We start from the raw sequence: 11768 nt of genomic DNA on the forward strand, positions 1-11768 counted from the left end.
CCCGAACGGCAAAATGCTTGAGGTTAACACCAGTGGGATTAGCAAATAGAAAGATCGGCGCATTGATAGTTATCGAAAGGATGTGAGCCTTAAGGATTATGTGGAGATAGGAACGCCCCTTGATGCAAAGGTCTCAAAGGAACTGCTCCTGAGCATATTCCACCGCATCACTGATACATGACGGTGCGGTTGTAATTCGTGGAAACAGGGTTGTTGCAGCAGGCTGTTTTTTGCCTATTACCCTTGGCACCGATGTGAGCAAGGCCCTCGGTACACGCCACAGGGCAGGTATTTGCATTACGGAAGAGACGGATGCTGTCGCTATCATAGTCTCCGAGGAAACAGGCACTATATCCGTGGCAATTCACGGTAAACTGGAGACACACATTGATATGGGGACATTGAGGGATATGCTCACAGACCTGTTTGCGGAATCGAAGAAAGAGAAAAGATGAAATGAAGAAAAAAGGGATATTCAGCGATATAGGCTTAAAAGTATTGTCAGTGGCCCTTGCCATGTCCCTCTGGTTTTTTGTTACATACAGGGGGCAGTCCGAGATGGCTATTGATATTCCGCTTGAATTTAAGGATGTGCCGAAGGGATTGGAAATCCTAAGACAGAACATTAAAAGAGTGAGTCTCAATATAAGCGGACACGAGAGGCTTTTGAAGGCATTAAGGCCTATGGATGCAAGGGTTGTTATTGACATGTCCAATGCAAAAGAAAGGTGAAGCAGTATACTATTTTGATAAGGACAATGTAATAATACCGAGGACAATAAAGGTCCAGAGGATCGAGCCTGTCAGTGTGAAGGTGACTCTGGATGAATCCACTTCAAAGACAGTGCCTGTGAAGGCGTATGTTGTAGGCACGCCTGAAAAGTGATATAGAATAAAATCCATAGATGTAAAGCCTTCTGTTATGGAGACAGAGGGTGCAAAAACAGAAATAGCAAGGATTTCTTTGTTGCGGACAGAGGCTATAGATGTTACGGGTATGGATTCTGATATGACACAGAATGTAAGGATTAATACAAACAGCAGAAATATAAGGACAAAGGCATCAGAGGTGACCGTGAAAATTAATATCAGGAGAATTGGAAAATGAAATTATTCGGCACGGACGGCATAAGGGGCAAGGTAAACAGGTCTCCCATGACCCCTGAAAATGTTTTAAGGATAGGCATGGCAATCGCATCTGCCCTCAAGACCGACCATGGAAGGAACATGGTACTGATAGGAAAGGACACGCGGCTTTCGGGCTATATGATTGAGAGTGCCTTAACCTCAGGCATTTGCTCTATGGGAATGAACGTTACCCTTGTCGGGCCTATACCGACCCCCGGCATTGCCTTTCTAACACGCACATTGCGGCTCGATGCAGGAATCGTTATTTCGGCCTCTCACAATCCATTCGAGGATAACGGCATCAAGATATTCTCATCCGCAGGTTTTAAGTTATCGGATGATCTGGAAAAAGAGATTGAACAACTCGTGGCAGATGAGAGGTTTCCAGCTAAAAGGCCAACAAATGAAAAGGTTGGAAGGGCATACAGGCTCGATGACGCAGCAGGCAGATACATAGAGTACATCAAATCAACGATTCCCAAAGGAATAGACCTTGGAGGCTTAAAGGTAGTTGTAGATGCTGCCAACGGCGCTGCTTATAAGGTTACTCCATGGCTTTTGAGAGAACTTGGTGCAGAGGTAATATCCATAAATGACAAACCAGACGGCGTTAATATAAACGACAACTGCGGCTCATTGCATCTGGAATGTGCTGCCAAGGCAGTAAAGGAACACAATGCCCACATCGGGATAGCACATGACGGCGATGCAGACAGGACGCTTTTCGTGGATGAGAAGGGCAGCATTGTGGATGGCGATATGATACTGGGCATATGGGCATCGGAGCTTAAAAAAGAGGAGAAGCTCATCGGTAATAGTGTTGTGGCAACGGTTATGACAAACCTCGGGATCGAGAAGTATCTGGCAAGGCAGAGGATAAAGTTAATAAGGACAAAGGTAGGGGACAGATATGTTGTCGAGGAAATGAAAAGGGGCGGGTATAACCTTGGCGGCGAGCAGTCGGGACACATAATATTTTTTGATTACAATACTACGGGAGATGGCCCTATTACTGCTTTACAGGTGCTGTATCTCATGAGGAAAAAGAACAGGCTTATCTCGGAACTGACATCGGATATAGAGCTTTATCCGCAGGTGCTTTTAAATGTTCCGGTTTCAGGGAAAAAGGATTTTAAAGAGGTTCCTGAGATAACAAGGGTTGTCGAGAATTCAACCCGGAAGCTTGCCGGCAGGGGAAGGATTCTTGTCAGACCTTCTGGCACAGAGCCGAAGGTAAGGGTTATGGTCGAGGCAGAAGACGGCGGCATGGCGAAGGCAGTAGCAGAGGATATAGCAGACGTTATAAAGAAAAAGCTCGGGGGATAGTACGGCAGGCCATGATTTTTCGCTCATTATAACTAATTATGGTTTATTTTCTTTCATTCATCTGCGGCACATCACTTTTTTATGTTAATAGATTTTTCCCCTTTTCAAGCATTTTTATATCCCTGATATTGATACTCCTGCTGGCTTTTTCAAAATTCAGAAAACGGATAGACTGTCATTGCGAGGAGCAAAGTGACGAAGCAATCCCATTCCTATTGAGATTGCTTCGCCTACGGCTCGCAATGACACGGAAAACATTATTTCATGTTTTTATCATTGCTATCATAACAACATCAGGTTTTTATTATGCAAAGCTGAGATACATCCCGGCGCTTCCCCTTTCTCATATTGCCGGTGAAACTATAGAGGTTCGAGGTGTGGCAAATTCAGAAGCCGTTCCGTTGGATTCTGAATCATATCAAGGCGTGGCAGCCTTTTCACAGAGAATAGAAATCAGAGGGCCGGAGAATTTAAAAGAATTGCGATTAATAAGCAATAGGGTGCTCTTTTCAGACAGGATGTACCACATCAAGGTGCAGATCCCTAAGGATGCATACTCTTTGAATCCGGGGAGCAATCATAATCTCCTTTCGGGATATGCCGTTGAGATCAAGGATGCCGGCAGTAATCCTAACGGATTTTTTAAGAGGTTAAGAACACGGCTTAATGACTTCATGAAGAGGAATTTTTCTTCGGAATCATCTCCTTTTCTTATGTCTATAATAACAGGAGAGCGCAGTTTGCTGACAAAGGAGACGAGGGATGCATTTAATGCCACAGGACTTGCGCATATACTGAGCATATCAGGGGCACATTTCGGTTTATTGCTGTTTATCTTGTTCAGACTGTTCAGATTTCTCGTAAAGGCATTGCCGTATAATATGCTTGTCAGATTGACGCTTTATCTTACTCCTTCTCAAATTGCTGCAATCTTATGCATTCCATTTATGATCGGCTATCTCGGAATATCGGACATGAGCATACCTTCCATAAGGTCTTTTATTATGATTACACTTTTCCTCTTCGGTCTTCTCATTCATCGAAAAGGGTTCTGGCTGAATACACTGCTTTTTGCAGCAGTCGTGATAATTTTAATCCAGCCTGATTCGATCCTCGACCTCTCATTCCAACTCTCTTTTATCGCTGTATTATGCATAGGAATGGTTGCAGAACAAATGGACGGAAGATCAGCAGAGCAGCAGGGCAACAGATGTGATCCCCAGAAAGTCGCAGACTTTCCGGGGCAGAAAGTAGCAGAACGGCTTGAACAGTTCAAACGGTTTAAACTGTTGCCTATTGCGCTACTGCGCTACTGCGCTACTGCTCTGAAAATCTCCCTTGCTGCAAGCATCGGAACTGCACCGCTTGTTGCCTATTATTTCCATTATTTTTCTCTCGTATCACCCATTACAAATCTTATTATTACACCTGTTATCGGATTTGTTATTCTTCCTTTATCCCTCGTGTCTTCGTTTGTTTTTCTTGCTTCAGGTGTTTTCCCGCTATCTTCGTTTATCGATGCGATTACAATTTTCGTTCTTGATGCAATAAAGTACACTGCACAGTGGAATTTTGCAGACATAAAGATTCCCGCATTCCCTCCTGTATTGCTGGTTATGTTTTATCTCGGGATTCTGGTTTATGTTTTTTTAACTTTCCATCCTTCAGCCTATCGCCTATCGTCTATAGCCATTCCGGTTGGTATTGCAATTCTTCCGATTGTCTTTTACGCTGGCATCAAACTTTCTGAGCACAGGGGAATAAGCATCACCTATCTTGATGTGGGGCAGGGAGATTCTGCAGTGGTTGAGCTTCCTGATAAGAGGACCCTTGTGATAGATACTGGCAGAAAGGGTTTTCAGACAGGCGGGTTTTTAAAATACAGAGGAATCAAAAATATCGATGCAATTATTTTATCTCACGGACAATCCGACCACGCAGGTGGAATATTTCATCTTTTAAGGAATTTTAATATTCAAGAGGTATGGGACAACGGCAGGCTTATTTATCCCCAAGGGTTTGTGGAATTATTGCAGAGGGAGCCTTGTGCGCCTCATGCAGAAAAGGGGTCCCCCTTACGGATTAGAAAACTACAGAGGGGCGATGTTATTGAAGGGAGTGGATACATAATTACTGTCCTTCATCCCTATGATGGTTTTTACACAATGCATTCAAAAGACAGCGATGGGAATAATGATTCCATTGTTTTGAGGATTCAGGGCCATAAGAATACTTTTCTTTTTACAGGAGATATTGAAAAAGAGGCAGAAGAAGATCTGTCGCATTTTGGAAAATATCTTAAAAGCAATGTCCTGAAAGTCCCCCATCACGGCAGCCGCACATCCTCGTCGCAGGTGTTTGTTTCTGCTGTTTCTGCAGATATTGCCGTGATAAGCGTTGGAAGAAAAAATTCATACAACCATCCGCATGACGAAGCACTCGATATGCTTGATGGCGTAAAAATATTCAGAACCGACAAGGAAGGGGCTATTGGTATTAAGGAACTGCCCGATGGAAGGCTTAGGATAAAGACGTGGAAGGATTTGCAATTCACGGAAGCAAAGACTGTCAGGGATGAGCTAATGAATTTTAAAAAACTTTTTCTCGTATGGTAGAATCAAAGACTATGATAGCTATCGTTGACTATGGGATGGGCAATATCAGGAGCGTTGAAAAGGGGTTCATGAAAATCGGCGCTGATGTGAAGATTACATCCGACCCGAAGGTTCTTGCTGACGCAAAAGGCATAGTGCTTCCGGGTGTGGGCGCATTCAGAGACTGCATGAAAAACCTTGATAATCTTAAGCTCCTCGACTCTATTGTGAAAGAGACTCAAAAGGGCAAGCCTTATTTAGGCATATGTCTTGGATTGCAGATATTGTTTACAGAGTCTGAAGAGTTCGGTATCTGCAAGGGACTGGATGTGTTCAGGGGAAGGGTTCTGAAATTCAAATTCGATGCAGGTTCAGACCTGAAGATTCCGCACATGGGCTGGAATGCAGTAAGGTTTGTCAAGAAGCCGCCTGTATTTGACGGGATACAGGACAATTCCTATTTCTACTTTGTCCATTCCTATTATGTTGCACCAGAAGATAAAGATATTGTTGCAGGGACAACGGATTACGGGTTTGAATTTACATCGATGATCTGCAGGGACAACATATTTGCAACACAGTTCCATCCGGAAAAAAGCCAGGAACTTGGCCTAAAGATCCTCAAAGGCTTTAAAGAGTTTGTGATAAAACAATGAGCATTAAAAGCGTAATCCTCGGAACTGCCGGCCACATCGACCATGGCAAAAGCTCTCTCGTAAAAGCACTCACAGGCATTGACCCCGACAGGTTAAAGGAGGAAAAGGAAAGAGGCATCACCATCGACCTTGGCTTTGCCAACCTTTCCTATCCTGACGGCCTTACCGTCGGAATCGTCGATGTGCCGGGGCACGAGCGTCTTATAAAGAACATGCTTGCAGGCGCCGGGGGCATCGATATTGTCTTAATGGTCATTGCTGCGGATGAAGGGATTATGCCGCAGAGCAGGGAGCACCTCGCTATCTGCGAACTGCTGAAGATCAAGGCAGGGATTGTGGCAATAACAAAGGCAGACCTTGTTGACAAAGATTGGCTCCAGCTTGTAATCGATGATGTGAGGGGATTTGTAAAAGGCACATTCCTTGAGAACGCAGAGATAATCTCTGTATCGGCAAAAACAGGCATGAATATAGACCTGCTGAAGGAGAAGATAAAAGAAGTTGCTAAAAATGTAAAACCCAAATTAATAGAAGGCCTGTTCAGGCTTCCCATAGACAGGGTCTTTACGCTGAAAGGGTTTGGAACTGTGGTAACAGGCACTGCTTTATCAGGAGCAATATCGCTGGAAGCACCTGTGGAAATACTCCCTTCAAAGATTGCATCGAAGGTAAGAGGTTTGCAGAGCCACGGCAAGAGCGTCGAAAAAGCCTATGCCGGGCAGAGGATAGGGATCAATCTTCAGGGTATTGACAAGGAATCTCTGAAGCGGGGCGATGTAGTCGTCCCTCCAGACCGCTTTATTCCCACAAGGGTGATAGACGCAAGGCTTGAGATGCTCGCAGATGCACCAGCCGTCAAAAGCAGAAGCCTTGTGCACTTTTATTCAGGCACTTCCGAGACCATTGCAAGGATTGTACTTTATGACAAAGATGAGATAAAGGCAGGGGAATCTTGCTACTGCCAGTTCAGGCTTGAAGATCCTGTTATAGTCTTATCAGGAGACAGGTACATTATCAGGAGATTTTCACCACTTAAAACCATAGGCGGAGGCGAAATCCTCGACCCTTACCCGGCTAAAAGAAAGAAAAAGGAAGGAATAGAAGATCTCATAATCCTTGAGAAAGCAAGCATAAAGGAGAAGATCGGTGTAAAGGTTAAAAAGTCACATTTTAGAGGCTGTGCTCTATCTGAGATTGAAGGCTGGATACAGGGCAATATCCCCGAGATTAAGACAGCCATAGAAGAACTGGTGAAGTCTGGAAAACTTATTAAAAGCCAAGATATTCTCATGCACAGCGATAGCTTTAATTTATTCAGAGATACAGTAAAAGCAACCCTCGGCCGGTTCCATAAAGAGAATCCGTTAAAACCAGGCATACCCAAAGAAGAATTAAAGGCTAAAGTGCCGCATACAACTCACTTCTCGGTGCTTATTTCATTGATGCCTGATATCGTGGTGGAGAAGGACATAGTAAGGCTAAAGGACTTTAAGGTATCCCTGTCGCATATGGATGAAGGAATCAAAGGCAAGATCATTAGCGCCCTGAATGGGGATGGTTTTCAGCCACCCATGAAATCAGAGCTTGCGCAGAAATTATCCATTTCCGAAAAAGAGATTACCGACCTTTTGAAGCTTCTTGTGAAGGAGGGCGCTGTTATAAGGATTAATGATTCCATACATATAACAAAAGGGCAGTATGATAAAATGCTTAATTTGCTTAAAGATTTCTATGCAAAAAAGAAAGAGATGACAGTGGCTGAATTCAGGGATGTCCTGGGCACTTCCCGCAAATATGCCCTTCCATTTCTTGAGTATCTGGATTCCAACAGGATTACACTGAGGGTTGGTGATATTCGAAAATTCATGTTAAAATAACAATAAAATAGAAAGTATGAAAAGGCGATTACTCTGGATACCCGCTATACTTCTTATAGGATTTTTGCTCGGTGGAATTACTTATTATCTCCTCGGTAAGAAGACGGTAGCCACATCGTACACGCCGTTTGCACCCCGTGTGCCGAAGCAGATAGAGGAGACGAGCCGTGCATTCTCAGAGATTGTGAAGGCGGTATCCCCTGCGGTTGTCAATATCTCAAGCACAAAGGTGGTAAAGAGACACCCCTCCCCATTCGATGAATTTTTTGATTTCCTGTATCCGTTCCCTGACGGAAGGGGAAGAAAATGGAAGGAGCAGAGCCTCGGCTCCGGGGTTATTGTGTCATCGGACGGGTATATAGTTACAAACAACCACGTAATCGAGCAGGCGGATGAGATAAAGGTTGTCCTTATGGATAAAAAGAGCTTTAAGGCAAAGGTTGTTGGCTCGGACCCTAAAACCGACATCGCCATTATAAAGATAGATGCAAAAGGACTCCCTATGCTCCCATGGGGAGATTCCGACAAACTGCAGGTCGGAGAATTTGTCCTCGCTATAGGAAATCCCTTTGGCCTGAGCCACACGGTGACGATGGGCATCATCAGTGCCGTTGGAAGGGCAGATGTGGGCATTACCGATTATGAGAACTTCATACAGACGGATGCTGCAATAAATCCGGGAAATTCAGGCGGGCCTTTAGTGAATATCAAAGGCGAGTTGATAGGGATCAATACCGCCATATTTTCAAAAACAGGCGGATATCAGGGCATCGGGTTCGCTGTCCCGACTAATATGGTCCGCATTGTTATGGATCAATTGATAAAACAGGGCAAGGTAACAAGGGGATGGCTCGGCATTACAATTCAGGAGCTTACGCCGGATATAGCCCGGAAGTTCGGACTTGAGCAGTCAGAGGGCGCCCTTGTGAGCGACGTTGCCAAAGGCAGTCCGGCACACAGGGCAGGCATCATGCGGGGAGATATTATCCTTGAGTTTAATGGGAAGAAGGTAAGGGATGTAGCCACATTGAGGAATATGGTTGCACAGAGCAGGATCGGCTCGCAGGTTGAGATAAAGGTATTGAGACGCGACAAGGAGATAGCCGTGAGGGCAACCATAATGGAATTGCCTGCAGACCTCGGAGATGTAGTTCCAAGTTCTTCGCAGGGCATGGATATGAGCGATAATGCGCTATCAGGAATAACGGTTATGGATCTCAATGCCGCCATTGCAAAACAGCTCGGAATAGACAGGGATGAAAAGGGCGTTGTTATTGTCAGGGTCGAACGCGGCTCATCTGCTGAGGATGCGGGTTTGCGGAAGGGAGATGTTGTGCAGGAGATAGACAGACAGAGGATTAACAGTTTGAATGATTTCAATAAAATGGCCTCAAAGACAAGGCCTGGCGATTCTGTTTTGCTGTTTATAAATCGCAGCGGCAAGAAGTTTTATGTTGCTCTGCCGCCGCAATAAAGACAGGTAGAGGCAAAGGTAAAAATTTCTTGTCTTTACCTTAACCTCTGCCTTTACCTGTATTTTAGGAAGGGAGGTGAATATTTTTAAACATCTTTGTAAAAGGATAGCCATAGCTTCGGTCTTTGTATTTGCAGGCTATTTATACGGTCTTAAATACGGATTTGTAGCCGAAGGATTAATTGCAGGTCTTTTCTTTGGAATCGTCTCGATAATTATAGAGTCAAGGCTGAGAACGGTCTCTTTTGGCTCCATCCTTGGAGGCCTTTTAGGACTGAGCATTGGACTTATCTTTGCCAATCTGATCTTACTGCCGCTTAGGTATGTCATTACCTATGAAATCCGTATGCTGTCTTCGTTTGTCTTGAATGCAATCCTGGGCTACGGCGGACTTTTTGTCGGCTTGCACAGGGGCAAGAATCTCACAATTCCGGCAATCATGCGATTGTTTAAAGGACAGGAATTGGAAGAAGACCTTAAAATTTTAGACACGAGCGTGATCATCGATGGACGCATCGCAGATGTTATCGAGACAGGATTTGTGGAAGGGACATTTATTATTCCTCAGTTCATTCTTCAGGAACTCCAGTACATAGCGGATTCTCCGGACCCCATGAGGAGGACGAAAGGGAGACGGGGCCTCGATGTGCTGCACAGGATACAGAAGATGTCCAATATTGAGGTCAGGATAGTGGAAGAGGACTTCCCTAAAATAAAGGAAGTGGATGCAAAGCTTATAGCCCTTGCAAGGCTTATGAATGCAAAGGTAATTACCAATGACGTTAATCTGAATAAGGTTGCACAGCTTCAGGGAGTATCTGTACTGAATATAAATGAGCTTTCCAATGTCCTCAAGCCTGTAGTATTGCCTGGTGAGGCACTCAATCTATTCATTGTAAAAGAGGGCAAAGAATACAATCAGGGTGTTGCATACCTCGATGACGGAACCATGGTTGTTATAGAAAATGCACGGAGGCTTATAGGCAAGAACGTGGAAGTTGTTGTCACCAGTGTTTTACAGACAACAGCAGGAAGGATGATATTTGCCAAGCTGAAGGAAGAAGAGTAAAAGACAAACTCTAAGCCCTAAGCACTAAATCCTAAACAGTATCTAATGTTGTAATGGTTAAAATTTTTTGAATTTGGGTTGTTTGGGTTTATAATTTGATCAGGATTTAGATATTAGAATTTAGGATTTCGGATTTTGGACTAATGTGCAGAATAAGTAATCAAATATTAGAAGCGGTTCGATGAAAGCCAAGAAGGATAGAGTTGTTGCCATAGTCCCTGCAGCAGGGCTTGGAAAGAGGTTTGGCGAAGAAAAAAACAAACCCTTCCATCCCCTCCTGGGAAAACCGCTGATTATATGGACACTCAAGACGCTTCAGGGCATCGAGGAAATAGCGGAAATAATCCCTGTACTGAAAGAAGACGACTTGATTGTGTGCGGCGACCTCGTAGAGCAATACAATATCACAAAGGTAAAGCGCATAGTGCCCGGCGGACAGGAGAGACAGGACTCTGTTTACAATGCCCTTAAGGTACTCGATGATAAAACATCGGTTGTGTTGATACATGACGGAGTGAGGCCCCTCATAGGAGCCGACCTTATCAGGAGGGCACTGGCCGAGTTGCGGGATTGTGAAGGGGTTGTGGTTGGTGTTCCTGTCAAGGATACAATTAAAGAGGCCAAAAGACCGAGCAGAGGGGACTGTCCCAGAATTACGGGCGAAGCCGTAGATTCAGGACAGTCCCCGGAAAAGTTGCTGGTCGAAAAGACTTTAGACCGCAATGTTTTGTGGGCAATTCAGACGCCGCAGGTGTTTTTCTTTGAAAAGATAAGGGACGCATACGGGAAGGCTGCTACTGATAAATATTACGCTACAGATGACGCTGCTCTGATTGAGCGTTACGGCGGAAAGGTTAAGATCATAATGGGCTCATACAGGAATATTAAAATAACCACGCCTGAGGATATAAACATTGCAGAGGCATTGCTTAAGGCATGAGGATTGGTATCGGCTACGATTCGCACAGGCTCGTTGAGGGTAGAAGGCTCATCCTCGGCGGCATCGATATCCCATTTGAAAAAGGCCTTCTCGGGCATTCAGACGGCGATGTGCTCTGTCATGCAATTATCGATGCGATTATCGGTGCAATGGGTGCAGGCGATATAGGAAAACACTTTCCTGATACTGACAACAGATGGAAAGACGCCTCAAGCATCATGCTTTTAAGACACATCGTTGATCTTGTAAAATCAAAGGGCCTTGAGATTGTATGGATCGATTCCATCATCATAACTGAGAAGCCAAAAATCACACCTTATATAGAATCCATGAAAGATACTATCTCACAGGCAGGGATTTCTCCGGCAATTATAAACATCAAGGCAAAGACAAACGAGGCAATGGGGTTTGTTGGAAGGGAAGAAGGCATTGCTGCACAGGCGGTGTGTTTGTTAAAGGAGATCAGAAGTTGAGATGAATTCCACATAAAATCATTGCAGCAAAGTAAAAGTTATTGAAATAACTCCTGCTAAAATCATGTCTACCAGTTTTAGCGGAGAATCAGGGATAAATCCACCGATAATGAATGCAATAATTATAGCCTTTGAGATATCAAGCAGTGTCTTTGCAGTATTTTCTTTTTGCGGTTTATTCGTAATCTAAAATTATCAGAAAATATAAGTTCTGTCAAACAAAAAAGGCGG

General features: G+C 44.3%; 12 protein-coding genes. All 12 read left to right on the plus strand.

Features of this window, described 5'->3' with window-relative positions; translation table 11 throughout:
* The first annotated feature begins 194 nt into the window (after positions 1–194).
* Positions 195–455 carry a diadenylate cyclase gene (locus tag V7L97_RS09325; RefSeq protein ID WP_333655339.1) on the plus strand — a complete coding sequence of 87 codons (261 nt, stop codon included), beginning with the start codon at positions 195–197 and terminating at the stop codon, positions 453–455.
* Between the two features lies 1 nt (position 456).
* Positions 457–732: a CdaR family protein gene (locus V7L97_RS09330; protein ID WP_333655322.1), complete on the plus strand. Its 276-nt coding sequence runs from the start codon at positions 457–459 to the stop codon at positions 730–732.
* Positions 716–886, plus strand: coding sequence for a hypothetical protein (locus V7L97_RS09335; protein WP_333655324.1), 171 nt, complete (start codon positions 716–718; stop codon positions 884–886). The genes V7L97_RS09330 and V7L97_RS09335 overlap by 17 nt, the downstream gene beginning before the upstream one ends.
* A gap of 6 nt (positions 887–892) precedes the next feature.
* Positions 893–1108, plus strand: coding sequence for a YbbR-like domain-containing protein (locus V7L97_RS09340; RefSeq protein ID WP_333655342.1), 216 nt, complete (start codon positions 893–895; stop codon positions 1106–1108).
* Positions 1105–2454: a phosphoglucosamine mutase gene (gene glmM / locus V7L97_RS09345; RefSeq protein WP_333655326.1), complete on the plus strand. Its 1350-nt coding sequence runs from the start codon at positions 1105–1107 to the stop codon at positions 2452–2454. Before V7L97_RS09340 ends, glmM begins: the two co-directional genes overlap by 4 nt.
* 242 nt (positions 2455–2696) lie before the next feature.
* Positions 2697–5069 (plus strand): DNA internalization-related competence protein ComEC/Rec2, encoded by a 2373-nt coding sequence (locus tag V7L97_RS09350; protein WP_333655327.1) that lies wholly within the window; start codon positions 2697–2699, stop codon positions 5067–5069.
* Between the two features lie 11 nt (positions 5070–5080).
* Positions 5081–5704, plus strand: a complete 624-nt coding sequence (gene hisH / locus V7L97_RS09355) for an imidazole glycerol phosphate synthase subunit HisH (protein ID WP_333655330.1) — start codon at positions 5081–5083, stop codon at positions 5702–5704.
* Positions 5701–7581 (plus strand): selenocysteine-specific translation elongation factor, encoded by a 1881-nt coding sequence (gene selB, locus V7L97_RS09360; protein WP_333655331.1) that lies wholly within the window; start codon positions 5701–5703, stop codon positions 7579–7581. The genes hisH and selB overlap by 4 nt, the downstream gene beginning before the upstream one ends.
* Positions 7582–7597: 16 nt before the next feature.
* Positions 7598–9055, plus strand: a complete 1458-nt coding sequence (locus V7L97_RS09365) for a DegQ family serine endoprotease (protein WP_333655332.1) — start codon at positions 7598–7600, stop codon at positions 9053–9055.
* Between the two features lie 76 nt (positions 9056–9131).
* On the plus strand, positions 9132–10124 hold the full coding sequence (locus V7L97_RS09370; protein WP_333655333.1) for a PIN/TRAM domain-containing protein: 993 nt from the start codon (positions 9132–9134) through the stop codon (positions 10122–10124).
* Between the two features lie 181 nt (positions 10125–10305).
* Complete coding sequence (gene ispD / locus V7L97_RS09375) at positions 10306–11064, plus strand: 2-C-methyl-D-erythritol 4-phosphate cytidylyltransferase (RefSeq protein WP_333655334.1); 759 nt, start codon at positions 10306–10308, stop codon at positions 11062–11064.
* Positions 11061–11537 (plus strand): 2-C-methyl-D-erythritol 2,4-cyclodiphosphate synthase, encoded by a 477-nt coding sequence (gene ispF / locus V7L97_RS09380; RefSeq protein ID WP_333655336.1) that lies wholly within the window; start codon positions 11061–11063, stop codon positions 11535–11537. The genes ispD and ispF overlap by 4 nt, the downstream gene beginning before the upstream one ends.
* The last annotated feature ends 231 nt before the right edge of the window (positions 11538–11768 follow it).

The organism is Dissulfurispira sp., assembly GCF_036745535.1.
GTDB lineage: Bacteria > Nitrospirota > Thermodesulfovibrionia > Thermodesulfovibrionales > Dissulfurispiraceae > Dissulfurispira.

Bases quoted from the DNA above. Each gene is read 5' to 3' on its own strand.
- V7L97_RS09330 (WP_333655322.1), top strand. From the start codon at position 457: ATGAAGAAAAAAGGGATATTCAGCGATATAGGCTTAAAAGTATTGTCA.
- V7L97_RS09335 (WP_333655324.1), top strand. From the start codon at position 716: ATGCAAAAGAAAGGTGAAGCAGTATACTATTTTGATAAGGACAATGTA.
- glmM (WP_333655326.1), top strand. From the start codon at position 1,105: ATGAAATTATTCGGCACGGACGGCATAAGGGGCAAGGTAAACAGGTCT.
- V7L97_RS09350 (WP_333655327.1), top strand. From the start codon at position 2,697: ATGACACGGAAAACATTATTTCATGTTTTTATCATTGCTATCATAACA.
- hisH (WP_333655330.1), top strand. From the start codon at position 5,081: ATGATAGCTATCGTTGACTATGGGATGGGCAATATCAGGAGCGTTGAA.
- selB (WP_333655331.1), top strand. From the start codon at position 5,701: ATGAGCATTAAAAGCGTAATCCTCGGAACTGCCGGCCACATCGACCAT.
- V7L97_RS09365 (WP_333655332.1), top strand. From the start codon at position 7,598: ATGAAAAGGCGATTACTCTGGATACCCGCTATACTTCTTATAGGATTT.
- ispD (WP_333655334.1), top strand. From the start codon at position 10,306: ATGAAAGCCAAGAAGGATAGAGTTGTTGCCATAGTCCCTGCAGCAGGG.
- ispF (WP_333655336.1), top strand. From the start codon at position 11,061: ATGAGGATTGGTATCGGCTACGATTCGCACAGGCTCGTTGAGGGTAGA.